This is a genomic window from Miniphocaeibacter sp. (assembly GCF_049276255.1).
Classification (GTDB): Bacteria; Bacillota; Clostridia; order Tissierellales; family Peptoniphilaceae; genus Miniphocaeibacter.
The window spans coordinates 19,047-43,401 of sequence record NZ_JBASWB010000035.1; the positions used below are offsets into that span (position 1 = coordinate 19,047).

General features: G+C 28.7%; 23 protein-coding genes. 11 read left to right on the forward strand and 12 right to left on the reverse strand.

The genetic code is table 11. The features are described 5' to 3' along the window. Nucleotides 1-50: 50 nt before the first annotated feature. Nucleotides 51-1,430 (forward strand): MATE family efflux transporter, encoded by a 1,380-nt coding sequence (locus WAO56_RS03460; protein WP_422143429.1) that lies wholly within the window; start codon nucleotides 51-53, stop codon nucleotides 1,428-1,430. Nucleotides 1,431-1,495: 65 nt separating this feature from the next. Here the strand turns inward: WAO56_RS03460 and ftcD are convergent, their stop codons facing one another. The 6 genes from ftcD to WAO56_RS03490 form a co-directional block, all read right to left on the reverse strand. Beyond that, entirely contained in the window at nucleotides 1,496-2,395 is a 900-nt protein-coding gene (gene ftcD, locus WAO56_RS03465) for a glutamate formimidoyltransferase (RefSeq protein WP_422143430.1), read from the reverse strand. Between the two features lie 13 nt (nucleotides 2,396-2,408). After that, a complete protein-coding gene (locus tag WAO56_RS03470) occupies nucleotides 2,409-3,458 on the reverse strand; it encodes a DNA polymerase IV (RefSeq protein WP_422143431.1) in 1,050 nt (349 codons plus the stop codon). A gap of 425 nt (nucleotides 3,459-3,883) precedes the next feature. Beyond that, nucleotides 3,884-4,765, reverse strand: a complete 882-nt coding sequence (locus WAO56_RS03475) for a YitT family protein (protein WP_422143432.1) — start codon at nucleotides 4,763-4,765, stop codon at nucleotides 3,884-3,886. A gap of 199 nt (nucleotides 4,766-4,964) precedes the next feature. Continuing rightward, complete coding sequence (gap, locus tag WAO56_RS03480; RefSeq protein WP_422143433.1) at nucleotides 4,965-5,975, reverse strand: type I glyceraldehyde-3-phosphate dehydrogenase; 1,011 nt, start codon at nucleotides 5,973-5,975, stop codon at nucleotides 4,965-4,967. Between the two features lie 77 nt (nucleotides 5,976-6,052). Beyond that, entirely contained in the window at nucleotides 6,053-6,193 is a 141-nt protein-coding gene (locus tag WAO56_RS03485; protein ID WP_422143464.1) for a DUF2179 domain-containing protein, read from the reverse strand. Further along, nucleotides 6,130-6,903, reverse strand: coding sequence for a YitT family protein (locus WAO56_RS03490; protein WP_422143434.1), 774 nt, complete (start codon nucleotides 6,901-6,903; stop codon nucleotides 6,130-6,132). Before WAO56_RS03490 ends, WAO56_RS03485 begins: the two co-directional genes overlap by 64 nt. Nucleotides 6,904-7,207: 304 nt before the next feature. Here WAO56_RS03490 and WAO56_RS03495 point away from each other — a divergent pair, with 304 nt between their 5' ends. From WAO56_RS03495 to WAO56_RS03505, 3 genes are all read left to right on the forward strand, one after another. Beyond that, nucleotides 7,208-7,945 (forward strand): LytR/AlgR family response regulator transcription factor, encoded by a 738-nt coding sequence (locus WAO56_RS03495; protein ID WP_422143435.1) that lies wholly within the window; start codon nucleotides 7,208-7,210, stop codon nucleotides 7,943-7,945. 9 nt (nucleotides 7,946-7,954) lie between these two features. Further along, entirely contained in the window at nucleotides 7,955-9,358 is a 1,404-nt protein-coding gene (locus WAO56_RS03500; RefSeq protein ID WP_422143436.1) for a sensor histidine kinase, read from the forward strand. Nucleotides 9,359-9,461: 103 nt separating this feature from the next. Next, nucleotides 9,462-9,929 carry a hypothetical protein gene (locus WAO56_RS03505; RefSeq protein ID WP_422143437.1) on the forward strand — a complete coding sequence of 156 codons (468 nt, stop codon included), beginning with the start codon at nucleotides 9,462-9,464 and terminating at the stop codon, nucleotides 9,927-9,929. 166 nt (nucleotides 9,930-10,095) lie between these two features. Here the strand turns inward: WAO56_RS03505 and WAO56_RS03510 are convergent, their stop codons facing one another. Then, the gene (locus WAO56_RS03510) at nucleotides 10,096-11,991 is read right to left on the reverse strand and encodes a cell wall-binding repeat-containing protein (protein ID WP_422143438.1); all 1,896 of its coding nucleotides are present in this window, start codon (nucleotides 11,989-11,991) and stop codon (nucleotides 10,096-10,098) included. A gap of 191 nt (nucleotides 11,992-12,182) precedes the next feature. Next, entirely contained in the window at nucleotides 12,183-13,100 is a 918-nt protein-coding gene (locus WAO56_RS03515) for a diacylglycerol/lipid kinase family protein (RefSeq protein WP_422143439.1), read from the reverse strand. A gap of 116 nt (nucleotides 13,101-13,216) precedes the next feature. Here WAO56_RS03515 and WAO56_RS03520 point away from each other — a divergent pair, with 116 nt between their 5' ends. From WAO56_RS03520 to WAO56_RS03530, 3 genes are read left to right on the forward strand one after another with little or no spacing between them, the layout of a single operon-like run. Then, on the forward strand, nucleotides 13,217-13,651 hold the full coding sequence (locus WAO56_RS03520; protein ID WP_422143440.1) for a MarR family winged helix-turn-helix transcriptional regulator: 435 nt from the start codon (nucleotides 13,217-13,219) through the stop codon (nucleotides 13,649-13,651). A gap of 9 nt (nucleotides 13,652-13,660) precedes the next feature. After that, nucleotides 13,661-15,397: an ABC transporter ATP-binding protein gene (locus WAO56_RS03525; protein ID WP_422143441.1), complete on the forward strand. Its 1,737-nt coding sequence runs from the start codon at nucleotides 13,661-13,663 to the stop codon at nucleotides 15,395-15,397. Further along, the gene (locus WAO56_RS03530) at nucleotides 15,387-17,243 is read left to right on the forward strand and encodes an ABC transporter ATP-binding protein (RefSeq protein WP_422143442.1); all 1,857 of its coding nucleotides are present in this window, start codon (nucleotides 15,387-15,389) and stop codon (nucleotides 17,241-17,243) included. The genes WAO56_RS03525 and WAO56_RS03530 overlap by 11 nt, the downstream gene beginning before the upstream one ends. A gap of 160 nt (nucleotides 17,244-17,403) precedes the next feature. On the opposite strand, the gene WAO56_RS03535 is transcribed toward WAO56_RS03530, so the two are convergent. Then, nucleotides 17,404-17,658, reverse strand: a complete 255-nt coding sequence (locus WAO56_RS03535) for a helix-turn-helix domain-containing protein (protein ID WP_422143443.1) — start codon at nucleotides 17,656-17,658, stop codon at nucleotides 17,404-17,406. Between the two features lie 213 nt (nucleotides 17,659-17,871). Here WAO56_RS03535 and WAO56_RS03540 point away from each other — a divergent pair, with 213 nt between their 5' ends. After that, nucleotides 17,872-18,546, forward strand: a complete 675-nt coding sequence (locus tag WAO56_RS03540) for an FAD-dependent oxidoreductase (protein ID WP_422143444.1) — start codon at nucleotides 17,872-17,874, stop codon at nucleotides 18,544-18,546. 530 nt (nucleotides 18,547-19,076) lie between these two features. On the opposite strand, the gene WAO56_RS03545 is transcribed toward WAO56_RS03540, so the two are convergent. Genes WAO56_RS03545 through WAO56_RS03555 form a run of 3 tightly spaced genes read right to left on the reverse strand, consistent with a single transcriptional unit; the run spans nucleotide 19,077 to nucleotide 21,218 of the window. After that, on the reverse strand, nucleotides 19,077-19,994 hold the full coding sequence (locus WAO56_RS03545) for a SufB/SufD family protein (RefSeq protein WP_422143445.1): 918 nt from the start codon (nucleotides 19,992-19,994) through the stop codon (nucleotides 19,077-19,079). A gap of 1 nt (nucleotide 19,995) precedes the next feature. Beyond that, the gene (locus WAO56_RS03550; RefSeq protein ID WP_422143446.1) at nucleotides 19,996-20,724 is read right to left on the reverse strand and encodes an ABC transporter ATP-binding protein; all 729 of its coding nucleotides are present in this window, start codon (nucleotides 20,722-20,724) and stop codon (nucleotides 19,996-19,998) included. Further along, a complete protein-coding gene (locus WAO56_RS03555; RefSeq protein ID WP_422143447.1) occupies nucleotides 20,724-21,218 on the reverse strand; it encodes a MarR family transcriptional regulator in 495 nt (164 codons plus the stop codon). Before WAO56_RS03555 ends, WAO56_RS03550 begins: the two co-directional genes overlap by 1 nt. Nucleotides 21,219-21,373: 155 nt before the next feature. Here WAO56_RS03555 and WAO56_RS03560 point away from each other — a divergent pair, with 155 nt between their 5' ends. The 3 genes from WAO56_RS03560 (at nucleotide 21,374) to WAO56_RS03570 (ending at nucleotide 24,309) form a co-directional block, all read left to right on the forward strand. Next, nucleotides 21,374-22,060: a response regulator transcription factor gene (locus WAO56_RS03560; protein WP_422143448.1), complete on the forward strand. Its 687-nt coding sequence runs from the start codon at nucleotides 21,374-21,376 to the stop codon at nucleotides 22,058-22,060. After that, nucleotides 22,038-23,462 (forward strand): sensor histidine kinase, encoded by a 1,425-nt coding sequence (locus WAO56_RS03565; protein WP_422143449.1) that lies wholly within the window; start codon nucleotides 22,038-22,040, stop codon nucleotides 23,460-23,462. The genes WAO56_RS03560 and WAO56_RS03565 overlap by 23 nt, the downstream gene beginning before the upstream one ends. 61 nt (nucleotides 23,463-23,523) lie before the next feature. Further along, nucleotides 23,524-24,309 (forward strand): DUF2680 domain-containing protein, encoded by a 786-nt coding sequence (locus WAO56_RS03570; RefSeq protein ID WP_422143450.1) that lies wholly within the window; start codon nucleotides 23,524-23,526, stop codon nucleotides 24,307-24,309. The last annotated feature ends 46 nt before the right edge of the window (nucleotides 24,310-24,355 follow it).

Consider the following 24,355-nt stretch of genomic DNA (forward strand, 5'->3'; position numbering starts at 1 on the left):
AATAAAGTTTTTGCTTTATTCTTATCCTTTGTTTAGGTATTGGAGTTAGTATGGAAAAGAAAGAGCAGTTAAAAAAGAACTATATTTTAAATGGAAATGTATGGAAGGTAATATTGTCAGTTTCATTTCCTTTGATTGTCTATAATCTATTTTTACAATTAGTAAGTTTTTTTGATTCATTAATGGCTAGTGAAATTGGAGCGACGGCAGTTTCTGCAATTAGTATAGTCGGTCAGGTTAATAATATTACCTTTGCCATAAGTACTTCTTTATCTATTGGGGGAACAATTTTCATATCTAGATTTATAGGAAGTGGAAAAAGTAAAAAGGCTAGTGAATATTCAAATCAATTATTCTTGATTTCTATAATTATGAGTTTCTTGCTTTTAATAATAATTTTGCCATTTTCAAAAAATATTTTAAAATTGCTAAATACTCCTGATAGTATTTTGGATATCTCCTTAGAATATTATGTAACGAGTATGATATATTTGCCAATTTTGTTTTTTAACAATGCCTATATAGCAATTATTAAGGCAACAGCCAATAATAAAAAAATATTGTTTTTAAACTTAATAGTATTAACAATAAAATTAATTTTAAATTACATATTTGTATATATACTTCGATTAGGAATAATTATGTTAGCTGTATCAACATTATTAAGTCAGCTAATAATAACATTTATAGCTATTAGAGAAATTAAATACGATAAAATAGGAATTAAAATAAATATATTCAGTACAAAATTAAATGCAAAAATATTGAAAAATATGGCTAGACTATCTCTTCCAATTTTTGTAGAGAAAGGTTCATTTTTTGCAGGTAAAATAATGGTTAATTCAATAGGAACTTTTTATGGGGAATTGGCAGCAGGAGCATTAGGTATATCAAATACCTTAAGTGGAATAGTAACAATAATGTTTTCAGCAATTCAAGATGCAGAATCTACATTAATTAGTCAAAATATTGGAAACAATAATTGGAATAGAGCTAAAGAAGTAATGAAAAAGTCATTAGTTTATCAGATTGGATTAGCAATATTAGGTATATTATTTTATACATTTTTTATGGATAAAATAATAGGATTATTTGCAAAGGGAGATTTAGAATTTTTCGAATTAATAAAACAGATATTTAGACTTGAATATTTAGGGTTTGTTACTTTAGCTATAACTGATGGTGTTATTGGTTTATTTTACGGAATTGGGTTAACTAAAATAACTTTTGTAATAAACTTTTTAAGACTATTTTTATTTAGATTGCCAGTATTATTATATATAATTAACTTTACAAACTTAGGCCCAGTAGCCTTAGGTTGGGCAATGCTAATAAGTAATTTCTGCGTTGGCATAGTTGCAGTCATAGTAGTTTTATATTATTTGAAACAAATTAAAATGAAAAAAATAGATGTTTATAATCAGATATAAATAGAATAAGATATTTAAAATACAAGAGTTAGTTTAAGCGCTCTTGTATTTTAAATTACTTAAATCTAATCAAATAAATAATTTTCTAAAACCTGGCTACTATAGTTAAAATTATTCATTTGTAAATAATAGATAGCTGAATCAACTAATGCTTTTCCAGGGGTTATTCCAACTATTTCACTTTCTAAAACAGTAACGCCGTATTTTTTAGCTTCAAATTTTATAATTTCAAAAACTCTATAAAGTGGGAGTTTATTATAGTTCATCATATTTATAGAAACTTGTACTATATTTTTATCTTCTAAGAAAAGACTAATTGCCTTACAATCTTTAAAACCACCACTTGAACCCCTTATTATTTTTGCAATATTGTTTGCTATTTCCAAGTTATTGGTATTTAAATTTACATTAAAGGCAATCATGGGATTTCTTGTACCAACTGCTGTAATACCGGCTGTAGGATGTATTTTACTCTCTCCAAAATCTGGAGTCCATTCCTCTTTTAATAATTTCTTTGCCATATTTTCAAATTCGCCTTTTCTAATACTGGCTAAATTATATCTATTTTCATTTTTTGCAGAATTTGCATAGAGCATAACCGGTATAGATAATTCATTATAAATTCTTTTTCCAATTTTTTCAGACAATTTAATTGTTTCTTCCATAGTAACATTTTTAATTGGAACTAAGGCTATAACATCTGTTGAGCCCATTCTTGGATGTTTACCGGTATGTTTAGTCATATCTATATTATCCCTTGCAACTTTACAAAGTTTAATAACAACGTCCTCAATGCCTTCCGGGGAACCTATTAAGGTAAATACAGACCTATTATGGTTTTCATCTGAAGAGTAGTCAAGAAGAAAAACACTAGCAGTGGATTTTGCAGCTTCGACTAATTTATTAATTGTTGTTAAATTTTTTCCTTCACTAAAATTAGGTATACATTGAACTATTTTTGTCATCGATTATCCTTTCTTACATAAAACTTAATTGCCTTATATTATCTTTTTGTAAATTTGCCATAGTAACTCCTAGCAGTCTTATAGGTTTTTCCAGTTTAATATTATCCAGTAAATAACAAGCATTATGATAAATTTCCTCAAAGTCATTTCTAGGATTTTCTAAAGTAATACTACGGGTAATAACCTTAAAGTCATTAAATTTTATTTTTATAGAAATGGTTTTTCCTATTATTTTTCTTGACTTTAATTCCTTGGATAAATCCATGGAAAATTCAAGAATTTTATTTTTAATATCGTCTTTATTGTCAATATCCTCTGAAAAAGTTCTTTCAATTCCTATGCTTTTTCTTTTTCTGGTAGTTTCGACTTCTCTATTGTCAATGCCTCGTATTCTGTCATAAATAACCAGTCCAAGTTTACCAAAATGATATTCCAACATTTCCTTATTTATTTGCATTAAATCCTTTACTGTATAAATTCCCATTTTATGAAATTTTTCCTCGGATTTTTTACCAATTCCGGCAATTTTACCAATAGGTAGGTTTAGAAGAATACCGGGAACCATATTCCTTGTTATTATTTTAATTCCTTGAGGCTTATTCCAATCGGAAGCCATTTTAGCAAGGGATTTATTATAACTTATACCAATGGAAACAGTAAGTCCTGTATTTTTGAAAATATCTTTTTGTATTTTTTTTGCCAGTACAGTAGGATTTAAATTAATATGAGAAATATCCATACAAGCTTCATCAATGGACATTTTTTCAATACGATTAGAGTATTTGTAAAGAATTGCAAAGACTTTTTTACTCATTTCCTCATATTTGTCATGTCTAGTAGGAACAATAATAACATGGGGGCAAAGTTTTTTTGCTTTAAAAATAGGCATAGCTGAATGAAGGCCATATTTTCTAGCCTCATAATTTGCAGTGGTAATAATACCTCTTTGACTTCTACCACCAACAACCATTGGCTTTCCTTTAAGGGAAGGGTTGTCAAGTTCTTCAACAGAAGCGAAAAAAGCATCTAAATCTATATGTAAAAAATTCAAATCATCATTCATACTATTCACCTACTTTAATTATATCAATAAAGAAGAAAAACATAAACGTATGTTCTGGAAATTAGAATTAATTTTACTTTACATACTATATAAATCATGACTGAAATTACAAATATTACAAAAAAGTCATTATTAGCCTAGTAAATGATAATTGTTATCAAATACTATTGACCTAGTATTTTTTTGATTATATTATAATGGTAAGAAATAGCTAAAAAGGAAGACTAAGTTACATAGAGTAGTTTATAAAATGAAAAAATCTACAAACTTTTACTAACATAGCTTTTAGGAGGAGGAAGATGAACTATAAAAATTATATTAAAAGACAATTTCAAACATTAATTCTTATTATATTAGTAATTGCTATAGCATGTATTTATTCTTTAATTAAAAATTAAAATAATTAGGTAAATTAATAAGATTACCTAATTATTTTTTAATTTCAACAAATTATTTTCTTTTATTAAATGTGATTTCCATCTATTTCCAAGAACTTCGTTAGTATCAAAAACTAAACAAAAGGCACTAGGATCAATTCTATATATGGCATTTTTTACAGCTAAAATAGTTTTTTCAGGAAAAGTACATAGTAAAATTTCTTTTCTATCTCCGGTATAGGCTCCTTTTCCATCTAAAATAGTTACTCCTAAATATAAGGGTCCGGTTAATTCATGAACTAGGTCATCAGTTTTATTTGAAATAACAATACAGGTTTTTGCCGGTTGCCCACCTGATTGAGTTATATCAACCATTTTTCCAATAATAAATAATGATATTAGGGAGTATAATCCTGATGATAGGTCAAAGAAATAAAAAGCTCCTAATAAGATAAATCCGTCTACTAATAGTACCGATGTACTTAGTGGAATTCTTAAATAATCATGAATAATCTGTTCAGGAATAGCAGTTCCACCAGTTGAACTACCACCTTTAAAGGTTAAACCAATTCCTAAACCTGTAATAATTCCACCAAAGATAGATGCTAAAATCGTATCTCCTACAAAGGGAGGTATATTTATTATTAATCGAACAAATACAGGTAGTAAAAATGAACAAAAAATAGTATTAAGGGTATATTTTTTTCCTAAAAAAATTAAACTTAAAATAATAAGTGGAAAGTTGGAAAAAAACAGAGTTTTATCGGGAGAAATGCCGAAAATATGGTAAAGTATTACACTTATACCATTTACTCCACCTGAAACTATTTCGTAGGGAATAAAAAACATATTTATGCCTAAAGCTATTAAAAAAGTTCCAATTATCATATAAATAAGATTTATAATTTCGTTTTTCTTAAAAAACTTCATTTTACACCTTCGTAAGTAATTTTATATATAAAACCTAAGTAATACGTTTCTATATTATAAGTAAATTGTAACATAATTATCAATAAAAAGAAATAAATAAAATACTTAGTTAAATTATAATTTATTACATTAAAGTGATTTAAAGGATTTAAAATAAAAAAACTGCCAAGTGGCAGTTTTTAAATACTAATATTTAGCTTTATAAATTCATGAATTTTTCCAATAATCTTACCATTTGACAAGTAAAACCATATTCATTGTCATACCATGAAACAGTTTTAACTAATTGGTAATCTCCAGCTGAAGTTACTTCTGTTTGAGTAGGATCAAAAACAGAACCGTAGGTGCTACCAATAATATCGGTAGAAACTATTTCTCTTTCCTCATAACCAAAGGAAGGATTGTCAATAGTATGTTTCTTTATTGCTTCATTTACTTCTTCAGCAGTTACTTTCTTCTTTAATATAGTTACAAGTTCAGTTAAAGAACCATCTACTACAGGAACCCTTTGAGCGTGACCTTGTAATTTGCTATTTAATTCAGGAATAACTAAACCAATAGCTTTAGCTGCTCCTGTTGAATGTGGAATAATATTATCTGCTGCAGAACGTGCTGCTCTTAAATTGCCACCTCTTACAGGTCCGTCTAAAACCATTTGAGTGGAAGTATAGGCATGAACAGTAGTCATTGTACCAACTTCAATGCCAAACTCCTTATTTAAAGCATATGCCATAGGAGCTAGGCAGTTTGTAGTACAGGACCCAGCTGAAATTATTTTATCGTCACTATTTAAAATATCGTCATTTACATTATAAACTATGGTTTTCATTGGTCCTGCTGGAGCAGAAATTACAACTTTTTTAACGCCGGCGTCAATATGTGCTTGAGCTTTTTCTTCAGAAGTATAAAAACCAGTACATTCTAAAACAATATCTACACCATTTTCCTTAACCCAAGGAATTTTACTAGCATCTGGTTCTGCATAAACAACTGTTTCTTTCCCATCAACTATTATGGAGTTTTCAGTTGCTGTAACTTCTCCAGGATATCTTCCATGAGTTGAATCAAATTGTAATAAGTGTGCTAATAATTTAGGACTTGTTAGGTCATTAATTGCAACAACTTCAATATCACTTGAAACTTCTCTAATTCTACGAAAAGCCAATCTTCCTATTCTACCAAAACCATTTATTCCAACTTTTATTGTCATAATAAAACCTCCTTAGTTTTATCATCACTATTAAAGATACCCTATACATATATAATATATTCAAAGTAGTGAATATATTATATTTCAAGATAATCCTGCCATCTATTTCCAAGGACTTCCTTTGTATCGATTAAAATACAGAAAGCCTTAGGATCTATACTATAGATGGCATTTTTAACATCAATAATTGTTTTTTCTGGGAAAGTACATAGTAATATATCCTTATCCTCCCTATTATATGCTCCTTTTCCTTTAGAATAGTAACACCAAGATAGAGAGGAACTGTTAATTTATGAATTAGTTCTTCAGTTTGGTTTGTTATGACTATAGCAGTTTTAGCAGGACGACCACCCATTTGAGTAATATCTACCATTTTTCCGATTATAAATAGAGAAATTATAGAGTATAATCCTGTTGAAAGATCAAAAAAGAAAAATGCACCTAGTAACACAAGACCATCAATTAAAATAACAGCAAAACTTAGTGGAATTTTAAAGTATTTATGTACTATCTGTTGAATAATAGCTGTGCCTCCAGTGGAGCTTCCGCCTTTAAAAACAAGACCGATGCCAAGTCCTGTAATACAAGCGCCAAAAATTGATGCTAGTATAGTATCCCCTTGAAATACAGGAATATTATTTATTAGTTTAACAAATACAGGAAGCAAAAAGGAACAGAAAATCGTATTTACTGTATACTTCTTACCTAAAAATAAAATACTAAGTAATAATAGGGGAAAATTTGAAACAAATAGGGTAATATCCGGTGAAATTTTTAAAATATGAAATAGTATGACACTAACTCCATTCATGCCGCCTGATACAATTCCATAGGGAATAAAGAATACATTTATTCCTAAAGCTATTAAAAATGTTCCAAATATCATATATATATAATTTAAAACCGTATTATTTGTAAGATTTTTCATATAGACCTTCCTAATTTATATTATTCGTATTTTCAAGTAAATTGTAATATAAATAACGATTAATCTATATAATTATTAAAATATAGTTAATTAAATATTTCATACCATATTTAATTGATCTTAAAAAAATAAAAAGCTTTAATTTATTAAAGACTTTATTTTAAATAGGTTAAGAATAGAAATATTATAAATTTATAGATATTAAAGGGTAGTTTAGGAATAATAAATGACAAATTGGGAATTTTAATAATAAAATTTACAGTTTAAACTATAATATAGATATAAGGTAAATTGGAGTAGAAATATGATTGATATTTATATATGTGAAGATAATTTAGTTTTCCAAAATATTTTAGTTACTGAAATAGAAAAATATATTCTAATACAGCAGTATGATATGAAAATAAGGAAAGGCTTTGAATCACCGGAAACTATGTTAAAGGAATTAAAGGATAATACTAGAAGAAATATATATTTTTTAGATATTGGGTTTAAAGAGAATGAGCAAAATGGTCTAGGTCTTGCAATGGAATTAAGAAGAAAAGACCCTAGAGGGTTTATAGTTTTTGTAACTGTACATGATGAACTGGCTTTGGACACCTTTAAATATAATATAGAGGCTTTAGACTATATTATAAAAGATAATAGGGATAGTTTTAGGAAAAGATTGAATAGGGTATTAGACAGTATTCATAATAGAATAATTTCAGAAAAAAATAGTGATAAAAGCTACTTCACTATAGAACTACATGGTGAAATAAGATATGTGCCTGTAGAGGATATTCTATATTTTAAAACTTCAGATAATAAGCATAGAATAAATTTGTATATGGAAAATAAAGTAATGGAATTTTATGGAAATTTAAATGAAATTGAAGGGGAATTAAATAAAAAATTCTTTAGAGTTCATCGTTCCTATTTAGTATCTTTAGATAAAATTATAAATCTAAACTCAAAAGAATATTATATAGTTTTAAGTAATGGAGATAGGTGCAGAGTATCAAGAAAGAAAGTTAAAACATTGAAAGAGATACTAAAATAGGAGAAAACCATGGAAAGAGAAATTATTTATCAGATTATTATATTGTTAGTATATTGTTTATTTTATTTTTTTACTCTTTATATGTCAATAAAGACAGTAGAGTTGTTATTTAACAAAAAATTCAAGAATATTGCTAGAATAACCCTATCTTTTATAATTTTAATAATATCCTTAGCCTTAAATATAAAAATCTCCTATGAAATGTTTTTTGGAAGTAGAAGTATTTTTTATTATATTGTGCTAGGTAGTATTGTAAGCATTATATACTATCCTATAATTTTTAAAATATGGAAATACAATAGAGAATCTAAATATAGATTGCTCTTGTCCATTTTAATTTCTTATATTAGCTATGGATTTTTTTACAGTATGTCAAGTATTTTATTAATGACTGGAGAATATGTAGTGGAAAACATATCATTAAATGGGTACTTAATAGGGTTATTAACCTATGTTATAACCTTATCATTACAGATAATACTGTATAGGATATTACGAAGGAAAGAATTAAATAAATTATTATATAGTATTGAATTTAATGGTTTACTGGAGTTATTTATAATAATTTCCTTTCTTATAGGCGTTGCTACGAGTATATATACCGATGAACTATTTTTAGAATCTTTATATAGCGGTGAGGTTAAGGATAATATAGTCTTTATTAAAATAGCTATTAGTTTTTTAGTGGAAATTTTAATAATTATGATTTTAATAGGGATTTCATCCTATATTGTATTCAAAAACAAACAGTTGAAAATAAAAGAGACAGAGTTGTTAAATCAAAAGTTCTATATAAGAAAAATGGAGAAGGTACAAGAGGTAAGTAGTGCTTTAAAGCATGATTATAAGAATGTTGTTTCAGGAATATATTATTATGTTCAACAGGGGAATTTAGAGGAAATAAAGGAATACTTAGATAATGTAATTTTAAATTTCAAGGATGAAACTGGTAAAAGCATAGATGAAATAAACAGTCTGGGAAAAATAAAAATTGTTGAGTTAAAGGGTTTGATACTTTCTAAATTAATTAATATGGAGGATAGGAATATTGACTATAGCTTATATATTTTAGATGAAATTGACCATATTGAGATGGATATTATAGATTGTATTAGAGCTATAGGGATTTTAATAGACAATGCCATAGACCAGGTTAAGGAACTAAAAAATGGTAAAGTAGATATTTCCATAGTACAGAATAACTTAGGCTTTACTATTATAATAAAGAATACAATAAGGGATGAAATAGAGCTATCAAAAATTTTTAATAGAAACTATTCTACAAAGGGAGTGGACAGGGGAATAGGGCTATTTAATTATAAAAATATCATTAATAGATATTCCAATGCAAACAGAGAAACTATTGTAGATAGTAATAATTTTATTCAAATTTTACGTATTTATAATAAATAATGTTAAATGAGAATAAAAATAAGCCGTTCAGGATTAAAATAATCCAAAACGGCTTTTTTTAGTTATTATTGTTATATGGTAATAAAAAATTAGGAGGAATTAGATGGCAAAAGAAGGAAGGGTTTTAGAAGTAATTGAAGAACTAGGTTTTACTCCAGAGGAAGACAGAAACATTATTGTAAAATACAGGTCTGATAATTTAGCTGGGAAAATAGAGGATTTTTTCTCTGGGGATTTTTATATATTACAAATATGTGAAAATGAAATAATTTTATTAAAAGTTTTAAAGGGAATGTTAGGTTTTAAAACGAATTTAAAGAAAGAAAAAATAAGTTTGGCAATACCTAAAGATGAAATAGAGAAGGTAGATGTTACAGAAGGCCAGTTTAACTATGATATAGATATTTATACTAGGAATAGTGTAATAAAGTTAACGGCACAAGTAAAGGGATTAAGTAGTTTAAGAACAAGTGGAAGTCTATCAATAGAAAGCTTTTTTAAAGGAACAACATGGCATGGGGAAAATGTAGATGAAACAGTTAAGGAGCTTAAGACAATAAAAAATCAATAAAAATCCTGATTTATCAGGATTTTTATTGATTAATCATATAATATTAAAATGTTTTTATAAAACACAGTCGTATTTATAAATATAACAAAGGCAGAACGCTAATTCTACATTATATAGTATACCCATTATATTTTTTAATATTACAATATAATAAGTTTTTTAGTTGTTATTTTATTAAATTTTTTAATCGATCTCTAACGGTTTGTGTTATTGAGTTACTTCCTCCAACAATAGTTATGTCTGTTACTTGACCTTTAATAAAATTTTCAACAGATGGTTTCATTGAATTTTTAGCTACCATTATAGTAGGAATGTCATTTTTAGTAGCATATGGAACAGCTACTAAAGCATCTGCATATTGCTCGCCACTGGCTATAACAATTCTACTAGCTTCTGGATACACTCTTTTAGCAACAGCAAGAGATGTTTCATATCTATCAGAACCATAGATTCTTTCAACCTTATACTTATTGCTTAAAGATATTTCAATATCTTTTGATACAGAGTTACTTCCGCCACCAATAAAAATATTGGATAAGTTAAAATCGGATATAGCTTTAATTGTTACATTAGGAAGTGAGCTTGGAGATGTTAATAAAATAGGGGCATTTTCAGATACTGCTAAACTTACTACTGAAACAGCATCTGGGAAATTAGTTCCATCTACTAAAACAGAATTTTCATTTTCTCCTGTTATGGCTCTTATTTTTTTAGCTACTTCAACAGCGGTTTCAAATCTATTGGAACCAGATAGTCTTTCAACATTATCTTTATCATATTCACTTAAAGAATTTTCTACCGCTTTAGATATGGATGAATATCCACCAGATAAAATAATGTCTTTAGCACCTAAACGATCAATTTCTGTAAATACTTCTGCAGAAACACTGTTGCCATTTATTAAAATAACAGGTGCATCGATTTTAGCACCAAGAACCGTTGCAGTTAAAATATCCGTATCTTTATAACCGTTTGCTAATATAACAGTATCTGCTGATTTATATTCCCTAGATACTTTTAAGGAAGTGTCAAATCTATCTTTACCAGATAGTTCTAAAATATTATCTTTATTAGAAGGTTTATCAGGTTTATCCACATCAGGTCTAGAGTTATCAGGACTAGTATTATCAGGTTTACTATCATCAGGAGTTGTAATATTTTCTAATACCGGTATGGTTTCTTTTACAATAGCTGAGATATTTAAGTCCTTTTCTTTAGCAGAGACCTCAAGCCTTTGTTCAACATCTTTTTTGTCAACAATTGCTTGATAATATTCACTATTAACAGGGTTTAATTTAACTGAAACATTATCTATTTTGGCAGCAATATATACTGTATTTCCTATATTACTAGGATAAACCTTTATAATTGCCTTACTGGAATCTGAAGGATCAGTGCTAATAACAACTTTAGGAGCTGGTGTTGGACCAATATAAGGTATAATTCCTTTAACTATATCAGAAAGAGCCATTCCTTCTTCTTGAACAGAAACTTCTACTTTTTGGTCTTTATCTATTCTGTCTACAGAAACAGTATAGTAAGCTCCACCGGATTGTTGTGTTAATTGAACTTCTTTACCATCTATTTCAAGAATTATTTTCTTAACTTTATCTGGATTTTTAGGAGTCACCTTTACTATTACACGAGTATCTTGTGCAGCATCTGTTTTTATTTCCAATTTTGGAGCAATGGTTTTTAGTACAGGGATTTTCCCTTTTGCAATCTCTGAAAACTTTCCCCCTTTATAGACTTCTGCAACTTCAACTAATTGTTCAACGTCTTTTTTAGGAATAGTAGCAGTATAATAATTCCCTCCATCTTTAGCCTCTAATTTATATTTTTTAGAGCTGTTGTCTACTTTCATATTTACTCCACTTATTTCATCAGGGTTATTTGGTGTTACTGTTATAACCGATTTAGTTTCATCAGTCGAGTCATCAGTTATTTCCAACTTAGGAGCTGGAGGTTTACTGTTTGCAGATGAAATATTAAATAAAAAGAATGTAGTTAATATTCCAACAAACAATACAAATAAAAATCTTCTTAAACTTATACTTTTCATTGTGAATCTTCCTTTCAAATAATAAAATTTAAATTGATATATAATATAAAAATAAATCAATATATAGTATAACATATATTATATGATAAATATATTCTATATTATATTTATCTAAAAATCAATTATATAAAATAAAGACTAGCTATTATTTGTTAACAAATAATAGCTAGTCTTTATTTTCAAATAGTATTCTATTTCACTATAATTTTTATTTTTTCTTTTAATAAGATAAATTCTGCCCAATTACTTTTTCCAACTTGTTCTCCATCTGTATGACAGTGAAGCTCTTTAGAAGTTTCAATTTTAAAATATTTTCCCTTTGAAATATAAACATCCTTACTTTTAACATGCTTGCCTGAAAATGCTCTAAGGGTTAAAAATGCCAATTTAAATTTATTTCTAGTATTTATTATACAAAAATCAAAAATATCATCGTAACCTTTTGCATCAGGACAGAACTTTACTCCCTTACCTTCATATGGTGTATTCATAATTACAGAAAAAAAGGGAGAATTGAAAATATTTGTTTTTCCTTCCTCTATAACTGTAAAAGCTACTGGCTTAAACTGAAAAATTACCTTTAAAGTACTAAAGATATAGACTAATTTACTAATAGGTGTATTTTTAAATATTTTCCTAAATTTTGAATTATTAACAGTGTAGGTTATTTGGGCATCAAATCCAATTCCGGAAGATACAATAAATTTTCTTTCAGAAAAACTATTTTTAGTTTTCCCAATATTATAATTAAGGATTTTTTTAGGAGACAAAATTATTTCCAAGTAATTTTGCAAACTTGTTTTATAACCATAGGACCTTACAAAATCATTACCAGAACCTATGGGAATAACTCCTAAGGTAACTAAATCAAAGTTTTTCAAACCGTTAATTACTTCATTTATAGTACCATCTCCACCAATAATACCAATGGTTATTGGTTTCACTAAATTCTTAGAAATTTCATCAGCAATAAAATCTGCTCTTTTTTCCCTAGTAGTTAAGGCAAAATCATATTCTATTTTTCTATTATCTAAAATTTTTTTTAATTCTTCCCAAGTTTTCTCACCTAGTCCTGAACTAGCATTGGGATTAATAATAAAATAAATCATATATCCAACTCCATTACTTCATTAATTATAACCTATTTAGAAATAAAAGATATATATTGACAAAAAAAAGAAAAATCATATAATATGTTAGGGAGCTAACTAGAAAAGGTGAAATTATGAATAAAATATATTGTGGGAAAAAAATTAATATAGCGTCAAAAAAAATTAAGTGGGGTTTTGACCAAATGGCAGAAAAATACGGTGTAACTGGTACACAAGCTAGAATTTTAAATTTTATTGTCAGAAAAGGTAAAAACTATGAGATTTATCAAAAAGAAATAGAGGAAGAATTTAATTTAAGACGTTCAACAGTAACTGGAATAATTCAATTAATAGAGGGAAAAGAACTTATTACCAGGACAATTTCTAAAGAAGATGCTAGAGTAAAAAAAATAAAATTAACAAAAAAGGGGATAGACTTACAGAAGAAAATATCTGTTGAAATTAATAATTACGAGAAAATACTAACAAATGGAATTAGTAAAGGGGATTTGGAAATACTTTCAAAAGTATTAGATAAAATAATGAGTAATATAGAAGAGAATATTTAGGGGGTGCATATGTTAAAAAATATTTTAAAATCCGTAAGGGAATATAAAAAAGATAGTTTTTTAGCGCCGTTATTTGTTTCCTTTGAAGTTATATTAGAAGTTTTAATGCCTTTTATGATGGCATGGATAATAGACAAGGGCCTGGCAAAACAGGACATGGAATATATAACAAAAATAGGAATAATTCTAATAATAATGGCAATTTTGTCTTTAATATCAGGAGTTTTAGCAGGTAGATTTGCCGCTAGTTCATCAGCTGGATTTGCAAAAAACTTAAGACTTGATATATTTAAAAAAATTCAAACATTTTCTTTTCAAAACATTGATGAATTTTCAACATCAGGATTAGTAACAAGATTAACAACAGATGTTACAAATATACAAAATGCCTATCAGATGTTAGTTAGAACAGTAGTTAGGTCACCGTTGATGTTAATATTTGCCTTAGTTATGGCACTAAGAATTAATTTTAAAGTTGCAATGATATTTTTAATTATTATTCCATTTTTAGGAGTAATATTATTTCTTATAATATTAAAAGCCCATCCAATTTTTGAAAAAGTCTTTGATGAGTATGATAACTTAAACAAGGTTGTACAAGAAAATGTTTCAGGAATAAGAGTTGTAAAATCCTATGTAAGAGAAGATGAGGAAATTAAAAAATTTGACAAAATGTCACTTTTAATTTTCAACCTATTTAAAAAGGCAGAAAAAATAGTTGTTTTCAACAATCCGGTTATACAGTTTTCAATATTTACAGCAATAATTTTTATTTCATGGATTGGCTCAACACAAATAATTTCAGAAACTATGACAACAGGTCAACTTATGAGTTTAATAACCTATGCTTGGCAAATATTAAATAGTCTAGTAATGTTTTCAATGTTATTTGTAATGATAATTATTGCAAGAACATCTATGGAAAGAATATCGGAAGTATTAAATACTAACCCAAATCTAGTTAATGGAGAAAATCCAATAGAAGAAGTGGAAAATGGGGAAATAGTATTTGAAAATGTTGGATTTAGCTATGTTGATGATATAAATAAACTAGCCTTAAGGGATATAGACTTTAAAATAGAATCAGGGGAAACAGTAGGAATAATTGGTGGAACAGGTACTGGTAAATCTACCTTAGTTCAATTAATTCCAAGATTATACGATGTAACATTAGGACAGGTTAAAATAGCCGGTAAAAATGTTAAGGACTATGATTTAACTGTTTTAAGGGATTCTGTAGCCATGGTATTACAAAAAAATGTACTTTTCTCTGGAACTATTAAAGAAAATTTAAAATGGGGAAATAAAGATGCTAGTGATGATGAAATAATTCATGCATGTAAATTAGCTCAAGCCCATGATTTTATTATGAGTCTACCAGATGGTTATAGTACTATATTAGACCAGGGAGGAACAAATCTTTCTGGAGGACAAAGACAAAGGGTTTGTATAGCAAGGGCCTTGTTAAAAAATCCTAAAATCTTAATTCTAGATGATTCTACTTCAGCTGTCGATACTAAAACCGATGCATCGATTAGAAAAGCCTTTAGGGAGGAAATTCCTAATGTTACTAAAATAATAATAGCTCAAAGAATTCATTCTATTGAAGATTCAGATAAAATTATTATTTTAGACCGAGGGAAAATTGTGGCTATTGGCTCACCAGAAGAGCTAATGAAAACCAATAAAATATACCAAGAAATATATAACTCTCAACAGAAAGGAGGATTATTTGATGAACAGTAGTAGAGGAAAAACTGCAAAAAGATTATTAAAGTATGTATTTGGAACATATAAAATACAATCTGTAGTTGTAGCAATTACAATATTTATTAGTTCAATTTCCTATCTAGTAGGACCTTTGTTTGTAATGTATCTTATAGATAATGTAATAACTCCTTTAATTGGAAGTCAAAATCCTGACCTTTCACATTTAATAAGAACAATTATTTTAATGGGAGCCTTGTATTATACAGGAGTAATAGCAAATTATATCTACAGTAGATTAATGGTAAATATTGGCCAAGGGGTCTTAAAAAGAATTAGAGATGACCTTTTCAAACATATGCAAAGTTTACCAATAGAATTTTTTGATAAAAATAGCCATGGGGATTTAATGTCACTTTATACAAATGATGTTGATGCTTTAAGACAGATGATTACCCAAAGTATACCAGATACCTTCTCGTCTTTAATAACAATAGTAACTGTATTTATAGCAATGGTTATAATAAACATACCACTTTCTATTTTAGCAGTTGTTATGGTAATAATAATGATGATTGCAGCAAAAACAATAACATCAAGAAGTGGAAAATATTTTGTTAGACAACAAACGGACATTGCAAATGTAAATGGTTTTATAGAGGAAATGATTAATGGTCAAAAAGTTATAAAGGTTTTTAACCATGAAAATAGCACAGTAGAGGATTTTGAAAAATTAAATGACAGACTTTGCCACAGTGCTACAAATGCCAATAGATTTGCCAATATAATGATGCCAGTAGTAAATAATATTGGTTTTATCCAGTATGTTTTAACTGCCTTTGTCGGCTCTGTTTTAATAGTAACAGGCTTTAGTGCAATAACAGTTGGAACAATTGCATCATTCTTACAACTAACAAGAAGTTTTGCCATGCCATTTGGAAGAATATCAAACCAGGCCAACTTTATAATAATGGCATTAGCAGGAGCAGAGAGAATTTTCAATGTTATAGACATAGAACCGGAAGTTGATGAAGGTAATGTAACACTGGTTAATGCAGAATTTAAAGACGGAGAATGTACAGAAACCGATTGTAAAACAAGAACATGGGCTTGGAAAGTTCCAGTAGAAGATGGCTATAAATATGTAGAATTAAAAGGTGATGTAAGATTTAAAGACGTAACCTTTAGTTATGATGGTAAAAAAACCATCCTTCATGATATAAACCTTTTTGCAAAACCGGGACAGAAAATTGCCTTTGTAGGTTCAACAGGAGCAGGAAAAACCACAATAACAAATTTAATAAATAGATTTTATGACATTCAAAAGGGACAAATTCTTTATGATGGAATAGACATTAAAAGAATAAAGAAAGATGATTTAAGACGTTCACTTGGAATGGTACTACAAGATACTAATCTTTTTACAGGAACAATAATGGAAAATATTCGTTACGGTAGATTAGATGCAACAGATGAAGAAGTTAAAATGGCAGCAAAACTTGCTAATGCAGATTTCTTTATTAATCTTTTACCTGACGGGTACAACACCATGCTTACAGACAATGGAGAGGAACTATCCCAAGGACAAAGACAACTACTGTCAATAGCAAGAGCAGCAGTAGCAGACCCACCGGTTTTAATACTAGATGAAGCAACATCCAGTATAGACACTAGAACAGAAGCAATAGTTCAAAAGGGAATGGACAGCCTTATGATAGGTAGAACTGTATTTGTAATAGCCCACAGACTTTCAACAATTAGAAATTCCAATGCAATTATGGTACTTGAAAATGGAAAAATAATTGAAAGAGGGGACCATGAGGACTTAATAAAAGAACATGGAACATATTATCAACTATATACAGGAGCTTTGGAGTTAGATTAATAATAATTACAAGAAAAAGGATATGGTTAAACTTAAATAGTTTACTATATCCTTTTGTAATTAAGATTTTCATTATATTGATAAATTAAACAAACTTAACCTGACTAGTAATAAATAGAAGTACAATTAAAAGTACAAAAGCTATTATAATAAGCTTATTTCATTTTTTCCACTTTTTTCCATCTTTAACATTTTCGTCAATATTTTTAACCATTTTAATATCCTCCTTTATAAGCTCGTCTAAGGAAAGATTTAAAAAATCCCTTAGTTGTATTAACATTTCAATATCAGGGTAGGTCCTTTCATTTTCCCAACTGGAAATTGTCTTGTCAGAGACATTTAAATTTTCAGCTAATGTTTTTTGTGTAAGTCCTAAATCCTTTCGTTTATTCATTATATTTTTTTCGATTGTCATATTCATCTCTTTTTATTAACATCATATACTTGTGTATTACAAAAACCTACCTATGATTTGTAGAATGGCTAAAAATAAAGGAATTCTATAATTAATAGAGTTGGTTTTATTGCTGTAATGGAATATATTATATAATAAAAATATAAAATTATACTAATTAGTAAATTAAATTATGATATAATTACTAGTAAAATTATAAACAAGGGGGGAATTATGAGAAGAATTAAAGCTGAAATTATTTCAATAGAAAATACAGAAGAAGATTACTATTCAATAAAATTAAAACCTTTAGATGAATTTAGCTGGAAAGCCGGACAATTTGTTATTGTAAAAATGCCGGAAAGTAAAATAAATGAAAATGATAAAAGAACCTTGTCCATAGCCTCAGCACCGGAAGAGGGTTTCATAATGCTAGGAACAAGAACAGGGGAAAATATTAGTGATTTTAAAAGGGAATTACTGTCAAAAAAACCAGGAGATATTATAGCAATTGAAGGACCTATGGGGATGTTTGTTAAAAAGGAAGAAATGTGTCCAATGGTTTTAGTAGCCGGTGGAATTGGTATAACACCTGTTAGGGGATTACTAAAATCCCTAGAAGATGAAATAGGCTGTATGATGGAGTTGGTATATTCTTCAAAGAATTACTATATGTACCTAGATGACCTTGAAGAAATTTCCGAAAAGAATAATAGACTTGTTCTACATACAACTAAAAATCGAGTGGAAACAAACGAAGAAATAGATAAAATAATAGAAAAATATGGAAACGAACCTTATTATTACATTTCTGGAACAACAGGAATGGTTCAAAGTGTAAAAGATAAGCTTAAAGAAAATAATATAGAAAAAACCAGGGTAATAGCCGATATGATGATTGGGTATTAATGACCTAACCCAATTTGTGAAACAAATTGTAGGTAGGTCAGCAGATTGTTGTAAACAAATATAAAATTTGACAACAAGTTGCATGAGACCTGTAGCAAAATCAAAGCTTTTAACTAGGGCTTCAGTCGTAATTTCAAACCAATCGTAGCAAACTACTATTGTAGAAATCTGACATGAGACCTGTAACAAAATCAAAGATTTTGACTAGGGCTTCAATATGCAGGGAAGTCCAAATCTATGATTTGGCAAACGTAGCCTGCTAATGACGAAAATAAAGTAAGCCAATTTGTGAAACAAATTGTAGGTAGGTCAGCAGATTGTTGTAAACAAATATGAAATTTGACAACAAGTTGCATGAGACCTGTAACAAAATCAAAGATTTTGACTAGGGTAAGGAAGTCTAAATCTATCTGCTAAGTACGAAATCTATTAACCAATATGTAAGGTGGATATTATACCTATTTTGAAATTTAAAAACCCCAAAATCCTTATTTGGATTTTGGGGTTCGTTTAATTTTTTTACTTTTCTCTTATCTTAAGAAACCATTTACTATTTCTTGTTCAGCTTCTTCTTCAGTCATTCCAAGAGTTAACAGTTTATTTATTTGTGCACCGGCTATTTTACCTATTGCAGCTTCATGAATAAGGGAAGCGTCAACATGGTTTGCAGTAACATCTGGAACAGCCTTAACCATGGCATTGTCCATAATTATAGCATCACATTCAGAATGTCCTGTACATGAGTTATTTCCATTAATTACAGAGTAGAAATACTGTTTTGAATTATCCTTTGCTACAGAACGGGAAGAAAGTGCTGCACTTGAATTTTCGCCATTTAAGTCAACTTTAAAATCCGTAATAGCTGATTGAGTTCCACTAGTCATAATTATTTCTTTTATTGTTAAAGAAGCATCGTCTGCAATAGTAGCCTCAGTAACTCTTTTAGTAGAATTAACTCCTTCAATTTGAACGGATTCCATTTCTAAATTACTGCCTTCATCTAGATGGATAATAGTAACAGGGTTTAGAACATTTTCACCACTGCCACCACCTTCGCCATAGTGTTTTTCCACATATTTAACCTTAGAATTCTTACCTATATGAAAAGTATGAATACCGTCATGTTGTGTTAAATGGGTACCGTCGTTATGAATACCACAACCGGCAATAATTTGTATATCACAATTATCGCCAATGTAGAAGTCGTTGTAAACCATATCAACTACTCCACTATTGTCAATAACAACAGGAATATGGGCAAATTCATTTTTAGTTCCCGGTTTTACATAAATATTAATGCCTTTTCCATCTTCTCTGCCTTCTATTTGAATATTTTTAGTACTGGCCCTACCTTCACTTTTACCATTTACTCTTATATTATATGCACCGGTAGGTTCGCCGGACATGTCCGCAACAGTATTTAAAATACGTTCTCTAACTTCGTTCATATTAAACCCCCTTTACATATAATTCACAAATATCTTGTGTACTTAATAAACTAGGTAAAATTTCATCCTTTTTACCTTCAGCAGTAATTGTTCCATTTGCAAGAACAACAACTTTATCAGCAATATCAAGAATTCTTTCTTGATGGGAAATAATCATAATAGAACCCTTAGTAGTTTCTTTTAACTTTTTAAAAACTTCTATTAAATTATTAAAGCTCCATAAATCTATACCCGCTTCCGGTTCATCGAAAATTGAAAGTTTAACTTGTCTTGCCATTAACATAGCAATTTCAATTCTTTTCATTTCTCCACCGGAAAGACTATCATTTAATTCTCGGTTTACATAATTAATTGCACATAGGCCTACTTGAGACAAATAATCACAAGCTTCATGTGTACTTAGGTTTTTACCGGCAGCAAATCTTAAAAGATCCCTTACAGTTAGCCCCTTAAATCTAACAGGTTGTTGAAAAGCAAAGCCAATACCTGTGTTTGCTCTATCGGTTATATTTAAATTGGTTACATCCTTACCATCAAGAAAAATTTGTCCGGTAGTAGGTTTTTCTAAACCCATAATAATTTTAGCTAAAGTAGATTTTCCACTACCATTTGGACCTGTTATAACAACAAAACTGTCAGTGTCTACAGTTAAATTAACATTTTTTAATATTTCCTTAATAGAACCATCTTCATCAATGGCATTATAACCAATGTTTCTAAGTTCTAACATTAAATTACCCCCTTTAGTAATTCATTATCAAAATAACATTTACCGGAATCGAAATTACATTTCGTAACAGGTAAATCGGATATTCTGTCTAAAAATTCTGTAATTGTAGATATTTCTTCCGGTGTTAAACTAGAAAGATAATTACAAATTTCCTTATTAGCATCTTTATGGTATTGAATAAACCCTGAAACTATTTTATAACCTAGTTCAGTTAATTTATAATATTTTTCTTTCTTATTTCCTTCTTTTAAATATCTTGTAACAATACCTTTTTCCTCTAATTTGTTACCATATTGTGTAACAGCACCTCTAGTTATATTTAACTTTTTTGATAACTCCATTGCATTTGATTCAGGATTATTATATATTGCATTTATGAAGTTAATCTCAGATTGGTATAATAGTTGCCCTGAACCATAATCTCTTGGTGATTTTTCATCATTTAAATAAGAATCTAAATTATTAAAGTATTTACTTATAACTTCACACAACATAAATATTCCTCCCCACTAGAAGAGTATAGTCTTTTTTAACCAATAAGTCAATATTGTTTAGTCGCTAAACAAAAATAAATTTATAATAAATAAAACATTTAAAAGACATATAAAATAGGTATATATAATGTAGTAGAATTTTAGAGGAGATTGTAATGAAAATTTTAATTGCAGATGATAATAAAAAAATAAATGAAAACTTAGCAAGTTATTTAGAAAAATCCGGCTTTGAAACTATATCTACCTATGATGGAGAAGAAACACTAAAGGTATTTGAAGAAGAAAACCCGGACCTGATATTGTTGGATATAATGATGCCAAAAAAAGATGGATTTGAGGTTTGTAGGGAAATTAGAAAAACCTCTATGGTTCCGGTAATAATGGTAACAGCAAGAGGAGAGGATTTTGAAAGAATAATGGGTCTGGAAATAGGAGCCGATGACTATATAGTAAAGCCTTTTTCACTAGAGGAAATACTTGCCAGAATAAAAGCCATAATTAGAAGGATTTCCTTTGAAGAAGATAAAAGTCAAATATTGGAGTATGATAATCTATATATGGATTTAGACACCTATATAGTAAAATTAAATGGAGAAGTTATTCCTTTAACAAAAAAGGAAACGGAAATTCTTTGGACATTAGCAAGTAATAAAAACAAGGTTTTTAGTAGAAATAATCTTTTAGACTCCCTTTGGGGCTATGATTATTATGGTGACACTAGAACTATAGACAGTCATATAAAAAGACTAAGGGCAAAGTTAAACAAATATGACCATCCAAGTTGGGACATTGAAACAATAAGAGGAGTAGGATACAAATTTGAAGAGAAAAAAGAAAAATAATGTATCAGCAAAAAGACTTAGTTTATATTTTGGTATAGTACTGGTTATATTTTCATTAATAATTGGATTTATTTTCTTTGGAATATCTAAAAAACAGACAATAGAATTACAAGAAAATTTATTAATAGAAAGAGCTGAAACAATAGCTGAAAATATTAGCACCTTAGACTTAGGAAAAGGGCAAATGGGTGGTTATGGCATGTATTTAAAATCCATTAACTCAATTGCCGGTGCAGATGCTTGGTTAGTAGATGAAAATTTAAATGTAATAACATCCCACTCACAAATGCATAATAATATGCATTCCCATGAAAATGGTAACGGCACAGGTATGGGGAGAATGTATAAAAGAAATATGCAAAATAATGAAGAGGATAATTTACCGGAAGATGATATATACGACACAGAAATAAATTTACCGGAAAATGCAGAAAAAATAATTAAACAGGCATTATCAGGTCAAGTAGAGGTAAGTGAAGTTTTTTCAGATATTTTAGGGGAACAAACAATTACCGTTGGTGTTCCAATAGTATCGGACAATGGTGACAACAAGCAAGTAGTACTTCTTCATTCTCCGGTAACAGGAATAGAAGATGCAGTGGAGCAGGGAGTAAAAGCCCTGGTTATGTCAATAGGAATTGGGCTTCTAATAGCAATACTCCTATCAATATATCTTTCAAAGGTTTTTACCGGACCAATTCTTTTAAAAGAAGCAGAGGATATTATAAAATTAGAAAATGATAGGAAAAATTTTTTAGCACAAATTGCCCATGAATTAAAAACTCCAATAACTGTAATGAAAAGTACCTTGGAAAACTTTAATATAAAAGAAAACCCAACAGTAGAAGAACTACAAGAATATAATTCACAGGTATTGGGAGAGGTAAATTCCCTCCAAAGACTAGTTGGAGATTTACTTGATCTAACAAAATTAGAATCACCTGATTTTTCAATAGAAATATCGGAAATATCCCTAACGGATTTAATTGACGATATTATAAGAAGTAGTAGGAAATTAGCATTGGGAAAAAATATAACAATAATTAAAGAAAATATTCCTAACGTTTTAATAAGGGGTGACTATGGTAGACTGAGACAGATGTTTTTAATATTAATAGATAATGCAATAAAATTTTCTGAAGAAAATGCTGAAATAAAAGTAATAGGTGAAAAAAACAGTATTTCAATTTGTGATAATGGTATAGGAATAAAAGAGAGGGATTTAGAGCTTGTTTTTAATAGATTCTATAAAGATAATTCTGAAAAAAATTCTAAGGGAACAGGCTTAGGACTTTCCATAGCAAGGGAAATAGCAGAAAAACATTCAGGTCAACTAACAGTAAAGTCCCGATATAAAAAAGGAACTTGTTTTATATTTAATTACGAAAAAATATTAAAATGACACATAAATGACATTATGTCTTTATATAATGTATTTAAACAAAGACATAAGGGGGAATAAAATGAAGAAAATAAGTAAAAAATTAATAGTAATATTGGCTTTAGTAATGGCACTAGGAGTTGGAACAACTGCCTTAGCAGTAGAAAATAACAGGGTTTCCCATCCGGACATTCTTTCAAATATTACTAATAAACCACTAGAGGAAATAATAGAAATAAGAAACAATACCGGAAAAACCTACGGACAAATAGCTGAAGATTTTGGTGTATTGGAAGAATATAAAGAAGAAATGTTTACAATAAAGAAGAACTTTATAAATGAAAAAGTAGACAATGGCTATTTAGATAGAGAAGAAGCTGACAGAATAATTGCAAATATGGAAAGCAATAAAGATCTTTGTGATGGTGAAAATTTAGGTTATAGAAAACTATGTGGAAACTATGGTTTAGGAATTGGCATGTTAAACAAAAAAGGTAGAGGTAACGGTTTAGGAACCGGACAAAGATTACAAGATGGTACAGGAAGAGTTGAAAATAATAATTCTGGAAGAAATAAAAATAATCCTGTAAATAATGGAACAGAACAAAAACAAAATACAAATGTTAACGCTCAAAATGCTAACGTAACTACCGGTAACACTGCTAATCAAAACAATGCACAACAAGGTAATGTAAATAATAATACACAACAAGAAAACAATAATCAAAACACTAGACCAAGAAATAATAGCCAAAACAACAACTATTATGGACACCATGGTAATAATGGAGGAGGCAACGGACAAAGACTACAAGATGGTTCTTGTGGAAACACTCCAAGTGGACAAGGTAGGAATTGTAGAAGATAAGTTAATAAAACTTAAAAAGATACTGGATTTTCCAGTATCTTTTTTA